The 16,656-nt window shown below is 62.6% G+C and carries 15 protein-coding genes; 5 read left to right on the top strand and 10 right to left on the bottom strand.

All coding sequences use genetic code 11. The features are described from left to right. Positions 1-5: 5 nt before the first annotated feature. Entirely contained in the window at positions 6-1,382 is a 1,377-nt protein-coding gene (gene trkA / locus ACI3GR_RS07040) for a Trk system potassium transporter TrkA (RefSeq protein WP_407493371.1), read from the bottom strand. A 103-nt stretch (positions 1,383-1,485) separates the two neighbouring features. Here trkA and ACI3GR_RS07035 point away from each other — a divergent pair, with 103 nt between their 5' ends. Then, a complete protein-coding gene (locus tag ACI3GR_RS07035) occupies positions 1,486-1,956 on the top strand; it encodes a hypothetical protein (RefSeq protein ID WP_407493370.1) in 471 nt (156 codons plus the stop codon). Positions 1,957-1,958: 2 nt separating this feature from the next. Here ACI3GR_RS07035 and ntrX read toward each other — a convergent pair whose 3' ends face one another. The 5 genes from ntrX to dusB form a co-directional block, all read right to left on the bottom strand. Further along, complete coding sequence (ntrX, locus tag ACI3GR_RS07030; protein WP_407493369.1) at positions 1,959-3,359, bottom strand: nitrogen assimilation response regulator NtrX; 1,401 nt, start codon at positions 3,357-3,359, stop codon at positions 1,959-1,961. Next, positions 3,356-5,662: a sensor histidine kinase NtrY-like gene (locus ACI3GR_RS07025; RefSeq protein WP_407493368.1), complete on the bottom strand. Its 2,307-nt coding sequence runs from the start codon at positions 5,660-5,662 to the stop codon at positions 3,356-3,358. Before ACI3GR_RS07025 ends, ntrX begins: the two co-directional genes overlap by 4 nt. A 93-nt stretch (positions 5,663-5,755) precedes the next feature. Next, positions 5,756-7,135, bottom strand: coding sequence for a response regulator (locus tag ACI3GR_RS07020; RefSeq protein WP_407493367.1), 1,380 nt, complete (start codon positions 7,133-7,135; stop codon positions 5,756-5,758). A gap of 2 nt (positions 7,136-7,137) precedes the next feature. Further along, entirely contained in the window at positions 7,138-8,223 is a 1,086-nt protein-coding gene (locus tag ACI3GR_RS07015; protein ID WP_407493366.1) for a two-component system sensor histidine kinase NtrB, read from the bottom strand. After that, positions 8,220-9,197, bottom strand: a complete 978-nt coding sequence (dusB, locus tag ACI3GR_RS07010) for a tRNA dihydrouridine synthase DusB (RefSeq protein WP_407493365.1) — start codon at positions 9,195-9,197, stop codon at positions 8,220-8,222. The genes ACI3GR_RS07015 and dusB overlap by 4 nt, the downstream gene beginning before the upstream one ends. A gap of 381 nt (positions 9,198-9,578) precedes the next feature. Between dusB and ispF the strand changes: the two genes are divergently transcribed. The 4 genes from ispF to ACI3GR_RS06990 all read left to right on the top strand — a co-directional run bounded on the left by ispF (position 9,579) and on the right by ACI3GR_RS06990 (position 13,059). Then, the gene (gene ispF / locus ACI3GR_RS07005; protein WP_407493613.1) at positions 9,579-10,730 is read left to right on the top strand and encodes a 2-C-methyl-D-erythritol 2,4-cyclodiphosphate synthase; all 1,152 of its coding nucleotides are present in this window, start codon (positions 9,579-9,581) and stop codon (positions 10,728-10,730) included. Next, positions 10,727-11,227 (top strand): phosphatidylglycerophosphatase A family protein, encoded by a 501-nt coding sequence (locus tag ACI3GR_RS07000; protein WP_407493364.1) that lies wholly within the window; start codon positions 10,727-10,729, stop codon positions 11,225-11,227. Before ispF ends, ACI3GR_RS07000 begins: the two co-directional genes overlap by 4 nt. 9 nt (positions 11,228-11,236) lie before the next feature. Next, positions 11,237-11,707 carry a CinA family protein gene (locus ACI3GR_RS06995; RefSeq protein ID WP_407493363.1) on the top strand — a complete coding sequence of 157 codons (471 nt, stop codon included), beginning with the start codon at positions 11,237-11,239 and terminating at the stop codon, positions 11,705-11,707. Positions 11,708-11,880: 173 nt separating this feature from the next. Continuing rightward, a complete protein-coding gene (locus ACI3GR_RS06990; protein WP_407493362.1) occupies positions 11,881-13,059 on the top strand; it encodes an ammonium transporter in 1,179 nt (392 codons plus the stop codon). Between the two features lie 225 nt (positions 13,060-13,284). On the opposite strand, the gene ACI3GR_RS06985 is transcribed toward ACI3GR_RS06990, so the two are convergent. The 4 genes from ACI3GR_RS06985 to ACI3GR_RS06970 form a co-directional block, all read right to left on the bottom strand. After that, positions 13,285-14,568 carry an MmgE/PrpD family protein gene (locus ACI3GR_RS06985; protein WP_407493361.1) on the bottom strand — a complete coding sequence of 428 codons (1,284 nt, stop codon included), beginning with the start codon at positions 14,566-14,568 and terminating at the stop codon, positions 13,285-13,287. A gap of 59 nt (positions 14,569-14,627) precedes the next feature. Further along, complete coding sequence (locus ACI3GR_RS06980; protein WP_407493359.1) at positions 14,628-15,260, bottom strand: hypothetical protein; 633 nt, start codon at positions 15,258-15,260, stop codon at positions 14,628-14,630. Between the two features lie 305 nt (positions 15,261-15,565). Then, positions 15,566-16,075, bottom strand: a complete 510-nt coding sequence (locus tag ACI3GR_RS06975) for a hypothetical protein (protein ID WP_407493358.1) — start codon at positions 16,073-16,075, stop codon at positions 15,566-15,568. 127 nt (positions 16,076-16,202) lie between these two features. Beyond that, a complete protein-coding gene (locus ACI3GR_RS06970; RefSeq protein ID WP_407493357.1) occupies positions 16,203-16,655 on the bottom strand; it encodes a type II toxin-antitoxin system RatA family toxin in 453 nt (150 codons plus the stop codon). Position 16,656 lies beyond the last annotated feature (1 nt).

The following is a 16,656-nucleotide window of genomic DNA, read 5'->3' as shown; positions in this document are numbered from 1 at the left end:
GCGGCCTAGAAATAGTCGATCGAGACCTGCAACAGGCGTTCGACCTCGGGCACGTCATTCGACAGCGCAAAGATCAGCACGACGTTGCCTGCTTCGATCTTCAGGTTGCCGTCGGGTTTGACCACCTTGTTGCCCTGCATCACCGCGCCCAGCAGAACGCCTTCGGGGAAATCGATGTCGCGCAGGGTGCGCCCGGCCATGGGGCTGGTCGACAGCACCTCGGCTTCGATCACCTCGGCCTCGGCATCACCCACGGAATAGACACCGCGCACGCGGCCATGTCGGATGTGGCGCAGGATCGACGACACGGTGGTCTGGCGCGGATTGATATGGGCGTCGATGCCAAGCGGGTTCATCAGCGGCACCAGCGACGGGTCGTTGATCAGCGTGATCGCCATTTCGCAGCCCGCCGCCTTGGCGCGCACCGCGGCCAGCATGTTGGTCTTGTCGTCGTCGGTCACGCACAGGATGGCGTCGGCGCGGTTCACCCCCGCTTCGGCCAGCAGAGCCTTGTCCAACCCGTCGCCGTTCAGAACGATGGTCCGTTCCAGTGCATCGGCGGCATGTTCGGCGATACGGCGGTTTTTCTCGATGATCTTGGACCGGATCGACCGGCCTTTGGCCTCTAGTTTTTGCGCCACGGCCAGACCGACGTTGCCGCCGCCCAAGATGATCACGCGTTCCTGCGTGCGGGTCGTCTTGCCAAAGACCTCCATCGTGCGCGGCACGTCTTCGTCCACAACGCAGAGGTAACAGGCGTCGCCCGGAAACAGCTGGTCGCGCGGTTCGGGGGCGAACAGGCGCCCTTCGCGACGGATGCCGACGACGATGGTTCGCAGGGTGGAAAACAGGTCCGTCAACTGCCGGAGCGGCGTGTTCACCACGGGGCAGTCTTCATCGATGGTGATGCCCAGCAGATGCGCCCGCCCGTCTAGGAAGGTTTCGGTGTCAAAGGCCGCGGGTGCCGACAGGCGTTGCAGAGCGGCTTCGGCGACCTCTCGCTCGGGCGAAATCACCACGTCGATGGGCATATGATCGCGGCGGTAGAGGTCGGAATAGATCGCGTCCAGATAGCTTTGCGCGCGAAGGCGGGCGATCTTGCGCGGGATGGAAAAGACCGAATGCGCCACCTGACAGGTGACCATGTTGACCTCGTCCGAATGGGTGGCGGCGATAATCATGTCGGCGTCACGGGCCCCTGCGCGGTCAAGGATGTCGGGATAGGACGCATGGCCGGCGATCCCCTGCACGTCCAGCGTTTCCGAGGCCCGGCGCACCAGGTCGGCATTATTGTCCACCACTGTCACATCGTTGTTTTCGCCGGAAAGATGCCGTGCGATCTGCCAGCCCACTTGGCCCGCGCCGCAGATAATCACCTTCATCCCATGTCCCCCGGGACCTGATCTTCGAACCTATCGCATGACAGATGCGTGAGAGGTGGTCAAACGAATTGTCCTTGTTGTTAAAGCTATGCAAACTGCGGATATGAAACTCTTTGCTTCCGTGCCGTATCTGGCAGCAGCTCTGGCCCTCGCGGGCTGTGCGCAGCAGATTTATTACAAACCCGGCGTCACCACCGCGCAGGTGCAGCGGGCGCAGGATGCCTGTGCGCTGCAGGCCCAGACCGCCGCGCCCTATCGTCCGGAAACCCGTATCAGGCCCGCGCCCCTGATCCCCGAAAAACAGGTCTGCGACGCGCAGGGCAACTGTCAGATCGTGCCCGCCCAGCAAGGCTTTCCCGAGTTCGAGACGGTCGATGCCAATGCAGAGCGTCGGGTTCTGCTGGCGCGGACCTGTATGGCAGAGGCCGGGTTCGACCGTGTCACCCTGCCCACCTGTGACAGCGCGCAGCGTCAATCCGTGGCGGTGGGTGTGACGCGTACCCTGCCCCGGATCAGCGAAGCATCATGCATCATCCCGCGTGGCGGCGATGCCTATCAGATCGTGACCCCGTAAGGTTATTCGCCTTCGACGGTGGCCACGCGGCCACCGGATTTCGACGTGGTGACCACGCCAAGCGATTTCAGCTTACGGTGTAAGGCCGAGCGTTCCATCCCCACGAACTGCGCGGTTTTCGAGATATTGCCGCCGAACCGGTTGATCTGGGTCAGCAGGTATTCCCGTTCGAAGGCTTCGCGCGCCTCGCGCAGTGGCAGGGTCGCCAGCGCACCGGACAGGACCACCCGGCCCTCTTCACCCTCGGACTTTTCTTCTTCGGTCGGGACTTCCTTGACGCTGATGTCACCTGTGCCGTCGCCAAGGATCAGGATACGTTCGATCACGTTGCGCAACTGGCGCACGTTGCCGGGCCAGACCATCGTCTGCATCAGCGCCGCGGCCTCATCCGACAGTTTCCGCTGTGGCAGGCCTTGGGACTTGTGCAGCCCTTCGATGAAGTAATCGGCCAGTACCGGAATATCCTCGCGACGGTCGGCAAGGCTGGGCACGTCGATCGGGACGACGTTCAGACGGTGATAGAGTTCTTGCCGGAACGTACCCTTGGAGATCTCAAGCTCCAGATCCCGAGAGGTTGACGACACGACCCGCAGATCGACCCGCACCTTGTCCGATCCACCGACGCGGGCGAATTGCTGATCCACCAGAACGCGCAGGATCTTGGACTGGGTGCCCATGGGCATGTCCGCGACCTCGTCGAAATAGATCACGCCGCCATGCGCCTGTTCCAGCAGGCCGGGTTCGACCCCGCGATCCCCACCTTCGCGGCCAAACAGCACCTCTTCCATGCGGTCGGCTTCGATCGTGGCGCAGGACACGCAGACAAAGGGGCCGTCGGCACGGTTGGATTGGGCGTGGATATAGCGCGCGGCGATTTCCTTGCCCGACCCGGACGGCCCGTTCAGCATCACCCGCCCGTTGGATTTGGTCACCTTGTCCAGCTGTCCGATCATCGTGCGGAAGGCAGCGGAATTGCCCACCATCTCGGCCGAGGTGACATCCTTTTTCCGCAACTGGGTATTTTCCCGACGCAGCCGGGACGTCTCCATCGCGCGGCGGATCACCACCAGCAACTGATCGATATTGAAGGGCTTTTCGATAAAATCATACGCCCCCTGCTTAATCGCGGCGACGGCAATTTCGATGTTCCCGTGGCCCGAGATGATGACGACCGGCACATCCGGATTATCGCGCTTCACATGTTTCAGAATGTCGATCCCGTCCATCTGGCTGTCCTTCAGCCAGATATCGAGGATCATCAGCGCGGGCGCTTCGGTGTTCAGATGGGCAAGGCATTCGTCCGAGTTTCCGGCCAGCCGGGTGGCGAAACCTTCGTCCTCTAGGATGTCCGAGATCAGTTCCCGGATGTCACGTTCGTCATCGACGATCAGAATATCGCTCATGTTCCCTCGCTCATCAGTTTTGCGACGTCCGCAGGCGACACATCATCACGACCCGCGCCCGTCAAAAGCGGCAGTCGGATGATGGCGCAGGCGCCGGAATGGTCGGAGCCGTCAAATGGCTCCGCATCATCAAGGCGGAGCGTACCGCCATGTTCTTCAATAATTTTCTTCACAATTGGCAGGCCTAACCCGGTGCCCTTGTCGCGCGTGGTCACGTAAGGTTCAAACAGGCGCGCGCGGTCTTCGGGCAGGCCGATGCCGTTGTCGGCGATGCGGATTTCGGCCCATGGGGTCAGGCCCATTTCGGTGTCTTCCTGTTCGACCGTTCCTGTGATGCGGATCGCGGGTTTGTAATCGTCGGGCGCACCCTTGTCGCGGCGCGTCTCGGTCGCCTCGCCCGCGTTCTTGATCAGGTTCGTCAGCGCCTGTCCGATCATGGTGGCGTCCAGATCGGCGGGCATGGGCTGTTTTGACAGATCGGCGGTGATGTCCACATCGGGCTGACCCGCCTGTTGCAGCAGAACGGCACCCTGCAGCAGGTCGCGCAGGTCTTCTTTGTGCTTCTCAGGCTCTGGCATGCGGGCGAATTTGGAAAACTCGTCCACGATGCGGCGCAGGTCGTTGGTCTGGCGCACGATCACCTCGGTCAGCGCTTCGAGGTCTTCGCCCAGTTCCTCGCTCAGGTGGCGCGAGAATTTGCGTTTGATCCGTTCGGCCGACAGTTGGATCGGCGTCAGCGGGTTTTTGATCTCGTGCGCGATGCGGCGGGCCACGTCGCCCCATGCGGCCATCCGTTGCGCGGTGACCAGATCGGTCACGTCGTCAAAGGCCACCACGTAGCCTTCGCGTCGGCCGTCAGTGTTGCGGCGCGTGGCCATGCGGACCAGCAGTGCCTCCTGCCGCCCGCCGCGCACCACCTTGACCTCGGCCTGAAGGGTCTGGCCGCCGGTGTCGCGCAATTGGTCAAACATCGGCCCGAACTCTGGCACCGCGACGGAAATCGCCACGTTTTCCTGATCGTCCTGCCAGTCCAGCAGCCGTTCAGCGGATCGATTTACAAAGGTCACGCGACCTTCGCGGTCCAGACCGACCACGCCCGAGGTGACCGACGACAGCACGCTGTCGAACAGGCGGCGGCGCTGTTCGATCTGGTGAGTGTTTTCCAGAAGGGCCTCGCGCTGGCCCTTTAGCTGTTTGGTCATCTGGTTGAAATAGCGTGACAAAAGCGCGATTTCATCTTCGCCGTCGTCCTCGGTCACGCGCACGTCCAGATCGCCAGCGCCCACGCGTTGTGCTGCACCGGTCAGGCGACCCACAGGGCCGGACAGGCGTTCGGCGAACCACAGGCCCAGCCAGACGGCGGCCAAAATCAGGATCACCGCAAAGCCGATGTAAAGCAGGCCAAACTCAAACAGCACCCGCCCGCGTTCGTTTTCCAACTGCTGGTACAGGCGCACCGTTTCCTGCGTGTCATCCAGCAGGTTCAGGATATCGCCGTCCACATCGCGGCTGACATAGAGGTAGCGGTCGACATAGGCCTGCAGCGGGATCAGCGCGCGGAATTCGTTGTTGTCCCAGTCTTGGATCAGCAGGAAACCGGTATCCGTCGCCTCGGCGATCTGGTCTGGCGTGGGTTCTTCGTAGTTGAACAGATAGCTGCGTTCGCCGCGCGACCGGATGCCGCCTGCCCCATCGATGACATAGGCCTCTCTTAGCCCGCGCTGGATCTGGCTTTGACCCGAGGCCAGCAATTGCCGGATCTCTGCGTCGCCGATCAGGAATTCGCGCTGCTTGGCGGTGTTCAGGAACCGGGCCAGCGCGCGACTGTCTTCTTCCAGATCTTCGCGGTGTTCCTGTTCATAGGCGCGGGCCGCGGCCAGTGATGTGCCGACCACTTGGCGGACACGGTCGGAAAACCAGCCCTCTAGCCCGATGTTGATGGTCAGAACGGCAAAGATCGCGACCGAGACCGTGGGAATCAGCGCCATGATGGCAAAGACCCCGGTCAGGCGCAGGTGAAGCCGCGAGCCTGCCGATTTCGCCCGCCGTGCAGCCACCATGCGGGCCACGCGCTGCAACACCAGCGCCGCGACGACCAGCACATAGACCAGATCGGCCAGCAGGACCAAACGCAGGGATTGCGACGCCGCGCCCTGCTGCAAGGGACCAAGAACTAGGAAGGTGGCCGCCACCAGAACCGGGCCCAGGATGACCAGGCCCAATGTTGCGGCATTCTGCCAACGTCGTTGCCGCCTAAGCCGCGTCCACGCCGCCCAGGTGTTGCTGTTTGCCCGGGTTGCCACGGGGCGCCTCGCAATCGGGCCGCTTCTGCGACCGTTGATGTTGTCGTGACCTTTTGCGGTGTGACGCAAAGAAGCCACTGCTCTGTTGCTGTTTTACATCAACTTCCGACGGCGTGTCACGCGGATATCCAGATCAGTGATCTTTTTTCTCAAGGTATTGCGGTTGATCCCAAGCAGATCGGCACATTTGGCCTGATTGCCGCCTGTCGCCTCCAGCGCGATTTCCAGCAAAGGAAGCTCCATTTCCTTCAGGATCCGCGCATAAAGCCCCGGCGGCGGCAACATATTGCCATGCAGATCAAAATACCGCCGCAGGTGCCGCCCGATCGAGGCCGAGAGCATTTCATTATCCTCGACCCCGCCGCCACCGGCCATGGGTTCGCTGTCGGGCTGGCTGCCCAGCACCGCCGCGACTTCGGTTTTCGAAATCTCATCGACCCGCGCGGTCAGCACCAGCCGTCGAATCGCGTTCTCTAACTGACGCACGTTGCCGGGCCAAGGATGAGAGCGCACCAGCTCCATCGCGTCGTCGGCCAGTTTGCGCAGCGGCAGGCCTTCGCGTTCGGCGCGGGACAGGAAGTGATCGACCAGCAACGGGATATCATCCACCCGGTCGCGCAGCGCAGGCACCGCGATCGACGCGCCGGACAGGCGGTAATACAGATCCTGCCGCAGCTTGCCGTCGTCCATCGCGCGGTTCAGATCGCTTTGGCTGGTGGCCATGAAACGCGGCAGCGCGTCGGGGTTGCCGTCCATCATGCGCACGATACGGGCCTGCACCTCGGACGGGATGTCGGTGACCTCGTCAAACAGGATCGTGCCACCCTTGGATTTCGCAAGCACCTGCGCCGGGCCTTCGATGTCCTGCAGATCCGCGGCAGAGGCGACGACGAACGGCAGGTTCCGCCGATCCGAAAAGTCGTGAATGGCGCGCGCGATCAGGGATTTCCCCGTGCCCGACTCGCCCGTGATCAGAACCGACAGATCGGTGTTCAGCACCCGCGCGATCAGGCGATACAACGCCTGCATCGACGGGGTCCGCCCCACCAGCGGCAGTTCGTCCGGGCGTTCGTTCGCATCCGAGGTGATCGCGGGCGTCGCAGATTTCCGCCGCGCTTCCAGCGCGCGAGCGGTGCGTTTCATCAGGTCCGGCAGGTCAAAGGGCTTGGGCAGGTAATCATAGGCCTCGGCCTCGGCCGCCTGAATGGCCGTCATGATGGTGTTCTGGGCGGAAATGACGATGACCGGCAGACCGGGGCGATCCTCGGCAATCTTGGGCAGCATCTCTAGGCCGTTGCCGTCGGGCATCATCACGTCGCTGATGACCACGTCGCCTTTGCCTTCGCCGACCCACCGCATCAGCGTGGTCAGCGAAGATGTCGCGTGAACCTTGCACCCGGCGCGTGTCAGGGCCTGTGTCAGAACGGTGCGAATGGTGCGGTCGTCGTCTGCGACAAGGATGGTGCCATCCATGCTCAGCTCTCCTTACTTGTTTTTGCCTTCGCCGGTTTTTCCATCGGAAGGGATAGTCGGAATGTGGTTTTGCCGGGGACCGAGGTGACGGAGATCCATCCGCCGTGGTCCGACATGATCTTGCTGACCAGCGCGAGGCCCAGTCCGGTCCCGTTTTCGCGGCCCGAAACGAAGGGGTCGAAAATATCGCCTGCGATATCGGGCGGCAGGCCGGGGCCGTCGTCGATCACCTCGATCTGAAGCGGCAGGGTCGCGCCTTCGCCATCAGAGCGGCGCAGGCGGAAGCTGTGTTCAAAGAACGTGCGCAGCCGTATGGTGCCCTGCTCTTTCCCTGCGGCCTCAGACGCGTTCTTCAGCAGGTTCAGAATGACCTGAAGCAGCTGATCCGGGTCGCCAACGGCCATGGGCAATGAGGGGTCGTAGTCTTCGACGATCTTCATATGCGCGCCAAAGCCCAGCAGCGCGGACCGCCGCGCCCGGTCCAGCACGTCGTGGATATTCACGGGGCGCAGGTCGGGCATGGTCAGGTTGCCGAATTGTTCGACCTGTTCCAGCAACTTCACGATGCGGCGGCTTTCTTCGACGATCAGGTCAGTCAGTTCCTGATCCTCTGCGCTTAGGTTCATCGACAACAGTTGCGCCGCACCCGTGATACCTGCCAGCGGGTTCTTGATTTCATGCGCCAGCATCTCGGCCATGCCGATGGCTGATTTGGCGGCGGATTTGACCGTGTGGTCCTGTGTCAGCCGTCCCGCCAGTTCACGCGGCGAAATCAGGAACAGCATATGCCCCGGCTGATCCGCCAAGGGCGCGACCTGCAGGTTGCAATGCAGCGGCGCGCGTTCGCCCGTGCCCACGTCCACGTCATTGACGAACAAGGGCGAAGAGGTTTCCCGCGCCCGGATGAACGCCTTTTCCAACGGCGCGTCGATCATCACCTTGTCCCAGACAGGCTGGCCGATGATGGATTTGGACGAGGTGTTCAGGAACCCTTCGGCCGCGGCGTTGATCGCCACGATCATGTCGTCCGGGTCCAAGATCAGGGCCGGCACGGGCAAAGAGGCCCAGATGGCGTCGTCGCTAGTCATGCGGCCTCCGGCGTGGTCTGGGGGATCAGCGCGTCGGGCAGCATCTGCATCACATCGGCACTGTCTTTTGATCGTAGGATCCGGCCGCGCAGGTCTGCGGGTGTCTGGCAGCGGTCCATGTACCAGCCCAATTGCTTGCGGGCGACGCGCAGGCCAAGGTCAGGGCCGTAGAAGGCCAGAATCGCCTGATAATGCGTCTGAACCAGCGGGATCAGGTCGGGGGTCTCGGGGGGCTGGGTGCCCTCCAGTTCCGCGATGAGCTGGGCCAGCAGCCATGGCTGGCCTTGGATGCCGCGCCCCACCATGATCCCCGCCGCGCCGGACTTGGCCAAGGCGGTGCGGGCGCTGGATATATCGGTGATGTCGCCATTGGCCAAAACGGGGATGTTCACAGCCTTGACCACGTTGGCGATGGCGTCCCAATCCGCGTGACCTTTGTAGAACTGGCAACGCGTGCGGCCGTGGATCACGACCATGCGCACGCCTGCGTCCTCGGCCCGTTTACTAAGGTCTGCGGCATTGTGGTTGGTGTCGTCCCAGCCTAGCCGCATCTTGACCGTCACGGGCAGGTCCACCGCATTGGCGACCGCGTCGATCAGCGACAGGGCCAGATCGGGGTCGCGCATCAAGGCGGACCCGGACAGGCCGCCGGTCACTTTTTTGGCCGGGCAACCCATGTTGATGTCGATGACCTTGGCGCCCTGATCGGCGATCTGGCGCGCGGCTTCGGCCATAGTATCGGGCGCGCGGCCAGCCAGTTGAACCGAGGTCGCGGCACGTTCCAGCCCCAGTTCCGCCTTTTCCCGCGTGCCGGGGCGTGCCGTCAAAAGCTCTCCGCTGGCGACCATTTCACTGACCACCAGATCGGCGCCAAAGCCCGCCACCAGATCGCGCATGGGCAGATCCGTGATCCCGGCCATGGGGGCCAGCGCCACGATGGGGCGTTCAGTTGCGGTAAAATCCGGTAGGGACATGCTTAATCCTTGTGCACTAACCTTTGGATAGCGGTGTCTGGGGGCAACCTCAACGTGTGCAGAGGTGCTTTGCGCTTGGGAAAGCGGCGTTTGATTAATTTTTGTGCGGCGGAGGTGCGGTTGACGCAGAGAGGGTGTGGTTCCCTACTTGGCGGCTCCTCTGTGGCGACACCCACGATCAATCGCCCGCCCGGCGGCACCGCCGGGCAGCGCCGACCCGCCCCATGGGCGGCGCTATCGCGCCACCCCGGGTCAGCGCTGCCCTCCGTTACTTAAAAATATGTTAGGAAGATGTGGACGTGGTGCAGGGCGAAGCTATCAGATGTTACCACATAATCCTCCCCCATGGACCTGCCCGCGATTTCCCCCTACTCAGTCGCCATGACGACCGACGCGCCAAAGTTCATCACCATCCTTGTTGCCGCGGGCCGTGGCCTTCGCGCGGGCGGCGGTACGCCCAAGCAATGGCGGCCATTGGCTGGCAAACGCGTAGCGGACTGGACGATCCAAGCCTTTGATCCGCTTGGCCAAATCGTCACAGTGCTGCACCCCGACGACCTCGCTATCCCCCTGCCCGACCACATCCACCGCGTCCCCGGCGGCGCGACCCGCGGGCTGTCGGTCAAGGCGGGCCTGACCAAAGCGTGGGAGCTGGGCGCGACCCATGTGCTGATCCACGACATCGCGCGGCCCTGCGTGTCGCAGGACGTGATTTACGGTGTAAGGCGGGCGCTTCTGGACGGGGCCGAAGCCGCCGCACCGGGCATTCCGGTGACCGATGCGCTGTGGCAGGTGACGGATGGCCAGATCACCGGCACCCAGGATCGCAGTGGGCTTTACCGGGCGCAGACGCCTCAGGGTTTTGCCATCGGTCCGATTGCGGCCGCGCATGACGGACACCCGGATGACCATGCCGCGGATGATGTCGAGGTCGCTCGCGGATCGGGGCTACATGTCACGCTTACCCCCGGCGATGAACGGAATATCAAGATCACCCACCCCGCGGACTTTGCCCGCGCGGAACAAATCCTGACGGAAAATCAAGAGGCTGCAATGGATATACGCCTTGGCAACGGCTACGACGTGCACGCGTTCGAAGATGGCGATCACGTCGTCCTGTGCGGTGTGAAGGTGCCGCATACGCAGGCGCTTAAGGGGCATTCGGATGCGGACGTGGGGATGCATGCGATCACCGACGCGATCTATGGCGCGCTGGCCGAAGGCGATATCGGTCGCCACTTCCCGCCCTCGGATCCGCAGTGGAAAGGCGCGGCCAGCGATATATTTCTGGCCCATGCGGTCAAACTGGCCGCCGAGAAAGGATTTACCGTGTCGAACGTCGATTGCACTATCGTGTGCGAACACCCCAAAGTCGGTCCCCATGCCGAGGCGATGCGCGTTGCGCTGGCCGGGATCATGGGGATCGACCGCGCGCGCATCTCGGTCAAGGCGACCACGTCTGAACGGTTGGGCTTTACCGGCCGCAGCGAAGGGATCGCGGCGATTGCCACCGCGGCGCTGTTGTCCGAATGAAGCTGGCTGAAGTCATCGGAACCGTCTTTGGCGTCGGACTTTTGCGCCCCGCGTCAGGCACTTGGGGCAGCATGGCCGCTCTGCCCTTGGCCTATGGCCTGTTTCAGCTGGGCGGGTTCTTTCTGGTCTTGGTGGCGCTGATCGTAGTGTTCTTTGCGGGCTGGTGGGCGACCATCCAGATCACCACGCAGGGCGATGACCCCGACCCCAGCCGTGTGGTCATTGATGAGGTCGCAGGCCAATGGGTCGCGCTTTTGCCCGTGCTTTACGGCGCCATGTTCGCGGGGGTCGAGGTGACGCGCCTGTGGCCCGGTTGGATCGCGGCCTTCGTGTTCTTCCGCCTGTTCGACATCTGGAAACCCGGCCCCGTGGGCCGCGCCGATCGTCGTCATGATCCGCTTGGCGTGATGCTGGACGACGTGATTGCGGGCGTCATGGCGGCTGTGATCGTCATCCTGCTGGCGATCGCCTATCATGTGCCGATGATCCTAGGGTAAGGAGAGCCCATGTCCCTGCAAGAAGATGTCCTGACAGCCTGCCGGGCTGCGGGTGTGAAACTGGTCACCGCGGAAAGCTGCACGGGCGGCATGGTCTCGGCCTCTTTGGTCGATATTGCGGGGTCGTCCGACGTGGTTCTGGGCGGGATCGTCGCCTACTCCAACAGCATAAAGATGGCTGTCCTGAACGTTCGGGAAGCCACGTTGAAAGCGCACGGTGCCGTCAGCGAAGAGACCGCGCGGGAAATGGCCAGCGGCGCGCTGTCGCGGCTGGGCGCGGATATCGCGGTATCGATCACGGGCGTCGCCGGACCGGGGGCCAGTGGCCCCAAGCCCGAAGGCATGGTCTGTTTCGCCGTGGCGCGCAAAGGGGCCGAGGTCGTGGCCGAAACCGTCCAGTTCGGTGCACTTGGCCGGAACGAGGTGCGTGCTGCATCCCGCGATCACGCATTGCAGATGGTTCTGACCGCTCTCGGCTAAGCGTTTCGCAAAGCGCCTAAGATTACGACATAGCGCGCCGCTTTTCGCCTATTAATTGTGCGGTTTGCAAAGTGATGCAATAAAAGGCGCAGATCTGGTGCCTTGCCTCTTCCTTCATCAAAGTTCCGCCGTTTAGGACGCCCGAAATCAAACTCGGGATGGGGGATTCTTTGATGAACGGAGCGGATACAGCATGGATCATCGTCGCCACGGCGCTGGTCCTGTTCATGACTTTGCCGGGGCTGGCGCTGTTTTACGGCGGGCTGGTGCGGGCGCGGAACGTTCTTAGCGTTTTCATGCATTGCTATGCCATCGCCTGCGCTATGAGCGTCGCATGGCTTGCCGTTGGCTATTCCATCGCCTTTGGCGACGGCAACGCGATCTGGGGCGGTCTGGGCAAGGCGTTTCTGATGGGTGTGGACGCCGACAGCCTGTCGGGCACCCTCCCCGAGGTTCTGTTCTTTGCCTTCCAGATGACCTTTGCCATCATCACACCTGCGCTGATCGTCGGGGCCTATGTGGAACGCGCGTCCTTTGGCTGGGTTCTGACCTTTTCGACCCTTTGGATGCTGCTGTGTTATGCGCCGGTGGTGCACTGGATCTGGGGCGGCGGGATGCTGTCGGACGGCGGCATCTTTGGCGAGGTTGGCGCGCGTGATTTCGCGGGTGGTATCGTGGTGCACGAAACCGCAGGTCTCGCGGCGCTGATCATCGCGGTCATGCTGGGCAGCCGTAAGGACAAGTCCAAGCCGCCGCATAACCCCGGCTATGTCATGCTGGGTGCGTCGATGCTGTGGGTCGGCTGGTTCGGCTTTAATGGCGGGTCGCAACTGGCGGCGGACGGCGGGGCCGCGATGGCGCTGACGGTCACCCATATCTCGGCCGCGACGGCGTCGCTGACATGGGCGCTGTGGGAACGCATCAAATACGGCAAGGCCTCGCTGGTGGGCATCGTCACCGGGACCATCGCCGGGCTGGCATCGATCACGCCCGCATCTGGTTTCGTCGGCCCGATCGAGGCGCTGATCATCGGGGCCATCGCGGGTATCCTGTGTCAGGAAGCCGTGAACCTGATCCGCAACAAGCTGGTCATCGACGATACGCTGGACGTTTTCGCGGTCCACGGCGTGGGCGGCATCTTTGGCACGATCATGATCGCGGTCTTTGGTCAGGGGTCTTGGGTGGCGCAGCTTGGGTCGCTGGCGATCGTTGGCGTGTTCACGGCGGTCGTGACGGTGGTGCTGGTCAAGCTGGTGGCGCTTGTGCTGCCGATGCGGGTGGATGAAGAGACCGAGTCCACCGGTCTGGACCTTGTTCAGCATGGTGAGCGGGCTTACGACCACGTGTCGTAAGGGGTGGATTTGCTTTGGGGCTGCGCTGATCTGAGGATCGGCGCGGCCCTTTTTTGTACGTGCTGGTCATGAAGCTTTGTTCATGAACGCTGAGGGCAGCGCCCGTCCCGAGGGTGGGCGCACAAGCGCCCGCCCATGGGGGCGGGTCGGGCGCTGCCCGGCGTTTCACGCCGGGCGGGACCTATGATCGAGCGGGTATCTGAAGGCATGAACTATGCGTCGCCCCTACCCCCGAATAAAGGCCCCCAGCTCTGCTGCCGGGGCCTTTGTGCTTACCAGACCCGCCGCTTCTTCGGCGCGGTTGCCCAGCAGGCTTGCGGCCTTGGCGTCGATCTTGGCGGTCTTGTCGTCCACCGACATCGGCGCATCCAGATCATAAAAGGCCTCGCGGATTTCCCCTCCGCCTGCGACCGTCACCCGCGCCTGCATCTCGCTTAGGCTCTCGTCTTCGCTCACGTGCACCTTGGCGCGCAGCGCCTGCAGATCGTCTCGGGCGCACAGCTCTTCGGTGTAGCTTTCCAACCGTGCAGTATCGACGCCCAGCAGGGCCATCGGCAGAACGGTGGCATAGGAAAACTTGGCCCCCAGACCCGTCATCGGCGCAGGCTGATTGCAGACGCTCATCCAGCGGGGATGGGTGACCACATCAATGCGATCGATCTGTTCTGGGGCGTCGATCGTGGCGATGGCCTCTAGCGAGGCGTGCAGCCCGTGGCAGCAGGCGTGGAATTTGTGGCTGATCGTGTCCATCAGCCAGTCCTGCCCCAGCCCGTCCAGCGCCGACATATCTGCCGCGCCATGGTGCGTAACGCCAAAGCCCAAGGCCCCGTCCAGCCCGGTTAAGGACGGCACGAACCCCTTGGACACCAATAGCGCGGCTTCGACCCCGCTAGAGGCGGCGATCCCGGCGTTGAAGGGTTTGCCCATGGTGCCGAACTGGCTTTTCAGACCTGATGCGCGGGTGCTGACAAGGCCCAGAACGGCCTCTAGCTGGTCTGCGTCCATGCCCATCAGGCGACCTGCGGCCAAGGCGGCGCCAAAGGCCCCGGCGGTGCCCGTCTGGTGAAAGCCCACCTGATAATGACCACGCCCCAGCCAGACGCCGACGCGGATCGAGGCCTCGATCCCGATCAGCGCGGCGGTTTGCAGTGCCTCGCCATCGGCGCCCTGTGCCTCGGCCACGGCCAGCGCGGCGGGGAACACGGCAACCGACGGATGGCCGATATGGGCGAAATGGGTGTCGTCGTAATCCAGCGCATGAGAGGTCGCGCCGTTGATCAGCGCTGCGGTGCGCGCGGGCAGCCGTCCGCCGCCAAAGACCGAGGCCTGTTCCGCGCCGCCTTCGTCCATCCCCATAGCACGGGTGATCTGGGCGACGGGTTCATCGCGGCCCGCCATGCCACAGGCGATCCAGTCCAGCATGGATAGGCGCAGGATGCGGGCGGTGGTGTCGGGGATATTGGGTGTCGGGGTGGCAGCAAACTCTGCCAGGGCGCGGGTCAGGGACATCGGCTCCTCCTATCGTCGGAGGCGACCTTACTGCCCTGACCCGCGGCCTTAAAGGGGGATCAGACGGTCAGATCCACCGGCTTGGTGCGCGGCTGATCGGCAGCGGATCCGCCGCCATAGCTGCTGGCCTTCAGAACGGGGGCAAAGCTATCGCCTTGATCTGCGCCCAGACTGTCCAACAGCGACATCTGCTGGGCCTTGGCCTGCGCGGCGATGGCGGCGCGGCGGGCGTAGTCGGTGGCGTCGACCTTGCCGGCATCTGCTTCGGCGTCATAACGCGGGAACTGTTGGGCGGGTTCGGGATCGGCGGGCTGAACCAGCGCCTTGACCTCTTCCACCAGTTTGACGGCCTTTTCGACGACCTCGGGCGCGGCGTCTTTCAGGCTGCTGGCGAGTTGACCGACCACGTCGTCGGTGGATGTCACCGGATCGGATGCAACCTCTGGCTGCCTCTCTGCCAGTTGATCGGCAGTGTTGGTGACCAGTTTTACGACAGTGTCAGTACCACCTGAGGTTGCCGTTGTATCCGTTTTTGCGACGGGTTCGGTCGGCACCGGTTCGGCCTGCGAGGTGCTTTGCGTGCTTTGAGTATCGTCCTGTTTATACTGCTTATACGCGTCGCGAAGGGCGTCTTTTTTATCGTTGCTCAGCGATCCCCAGAATTGGGTCAATACGGCTCGTGTAGTAATCATGGGCATTCAGCTCCTTTTTGTTTTTCTTTGCACTACACGTTAAAGGTGAAACCCAAATCGGATTGAAAAATGGTTTTGTTTCGCAATTCCCGCCTTAATTGTATTCAAACCTGCAAAGTCGCTTGTACAAAATTATACACCTCAGGTTGTGCTTGTACACAGGCACACCCTGGGGTTGCGCCCTGCCCCCCGTCGTCTCTGCCGTCAGGCCAAAAGAAAACGGGCCCTTCTGGTGAACAGAAAGGCCCGTTTCGGAATTGGGTTGTTTTTGCCTGTTGGTCTGCTGCCCGCGTGTGCGGTGTGCATCACGCGTCGTAGCTGACCTTTTCGCCATAGCGCGGCGATGCGGCGTCGGCCTTGGCATAGGCGCCGTCGGCATCGGCCTTGCCCGCCGACAGTTGCAGATAGGCGCTGTCGTCCTTGGGGTCTGCGGTCAGACCGTCGAGCAGCGATTCCACCTTGGCTTTGGCTTGTGCGGCAATGGCGGCGCGGCGGGCATAGTCGACGGCGATCACTTCGTCGTCGCGCAGGGTCAGATCGCCGGTATCGACAGACGCGCGGCCGGTGTCGGCTTCTGCCTCGGTCGGGCGGCTGTAGTAATAGACATTCGATCCGGTGGTGTTGGTCGAGGTGCTTTCGCTGGACTGCGTCTCATCAGGCGCGGTCACTGCGGTGTTGGTTTCGGTCGGGTCTGCCGTCGTGTTCGTGTTCGCAGCGTTTTCCGTTGCGGTCGTCGATGTCGAGGTTGCACCACCCGAATTCGTTGTGCCCGTGGCTGCGCTACCGCCGCCCAGAAGGCCTGTAATGAGTCCCATAACTCTCTCCTATTCACGTCCACCCGCGGCAGAAGATGGGCGTGAATTGCGTTTGGATTGTGGTTAACAGGGGACGAAACCGCCCAGTTCTGGCCCATGGCCGCAGGTACGGCTTTGCAAAAATGTATTAGGCCTTCGGGCCGTATAGCTGCGCCGCGCGGTTTTCGAACGCCCGCACGATGCGCTGCATCGCCTCGTTAAAGACGACGCCGATGATGCCCTGCAGCACAGCGTTCTTGAATTCGAAATCGACGAAGAAGGATACTTCGCAGCCGCCCTCGGCGTCGGCAAAGGACCAGTCGGATTTCATGTATTTGAATGGGCCGTCGACGTATTCGGTTTCGATCTTCTTCTGCTCGGGCCACAGCACCACGCGCGATCCGAACCGTTCGCGGAACACTTTGAACGAGATCACCAGATCGGCCTCCATCACCTCGTGATCACCGCGATCTTCGCGCGACCGTACGCGCGCGGCGGCGCACCATGGCAGGAATTCGGGGTATTTGCCGACGTCCGCGACCAGATCGTACATCTGCTGTGCGGTATACGGCAGGTGTTTGGTCTCGGAATGTCTGGGCATG

Origin of the sequence: Pseudooceanicola aestuariicola (genome assembly GCF_045763785.1) — a bacterium.
Taxonomy (GTDB): Bacteria; Pseudomonadota; Alphaproteobacteria; order Rhodobacterales; family Rhodobacteraceae; genus Pseudooceanicola.
This window is presented reverse-complemented; position numbering and strand designations above follow the sequence as displayed.

What these genes read in the sequence shown, in the direction of transcription:
- trkA (WP_407493371.1), bottom strand. Translation starts at nt 1,382, where the DNA reads ATGAAGGTGATTATCTGCGGCGCGGGCCAAGTGGGCTGGCAGATCGCA.
- ACI3GR_RS07035 (WP_407493370.1), top strand. Translation starts at nt 1,486, where the DNA reads ATGAAACTCTTTGCTTCCGTGCCGTATCTGGCAGCAGCTCTGGCCCTC.
- ntrX (WP_407493369.1), bottom strand. Translation starts at nt 3,359, where the DNA reads ATGAGCGATATTCTGATCGTCGATGACGAACGTGACATCCGGGAACTG.
- ACI3GR_RS07020 (WP_407493367.1), bottom strand. Translation starts at nt 7,135, where the DNA reads ATGGATGGCACCATCCTTGTCGCAGACGACGACCGCACCATTCGCACC.
- ACI3GR_RS07015 (WP_407493366.1), bottom strand. Translation starts at nt 8,223, where the DNA reads ATGACTAGCGACGACGCCATCTGGGCCTCTTTGCCCGTGCCGGCCCTG.
- dusB (WP_407493365.1), bottom strand. Translation starts at nt 9,197, where the DNA reads ATGTCCCTACCGGATTTTACCGCAACTGAACGCCCCATCGTGGCGCTG.
- ispF (WP_407493613.1), top strand. Translation starts at nt 9,579, where the DNA reads ATGACGACCGACGCGCCAAAGTTCATCACCATCCTTGTTGCCGCGGGC.
- ACI3GR_RS07000 (WP_407493364.1), top strand. Translation starts at nt 10,727, where the DNA reads ATGAAGCTGGCTGAAGTCATCGGAACCGTCTTTGGCGTCGGACTTTTG.
- ACI3GR_RS06995 (WP_407493363.1), top strand. Translation starts at nt 11,237, where the DNA reads ATGTCCCTGCAAGAAGATGTCCTGACAGCCTGCCGGGCTGCGGGTGTG.
- ACI3GR_RS06990 (WP_407493362.1), top strand. Translation starts at nt 11,881, where the DNA reads ATGAACGGAGCGGATACAGCATGGATCATCGTCGCCACGGCGCTGGTC.
- ACI3GR_RS06985 (WP_407493361.1), bottom strand. Translation starts at nt 14,568, where the DNA reads ATGTCCCTGACCCGCGCCCTGGCAGAGTTTGCTGCCACCCCGACACCC.
- ACI3GR_RS06980 (WP_407493359.1), bottom strand. Translation starts at nt 15,260, where the DNA reads ATGATTACTACACGAGCCGTATTGACCCAATTCTGGGGATCGCTGAGC.
- ACI3GR_RS06975 (WP_407493358.1), bottom strand. Translation starts at nt 16,075, where the DNA reads ATGGGACTCATTACAGGCCTTCTGGGCGGCGGTAGCGCAGCCACGGGC.
- ACI3GR_RS06970 (WP_407493357.1), bottom strand. Translation starts at nt 16,655, where the DNA reads ATGCCCAGACATTCCGAGACCAAACACCTGCCGTATACCGCACAGCAG.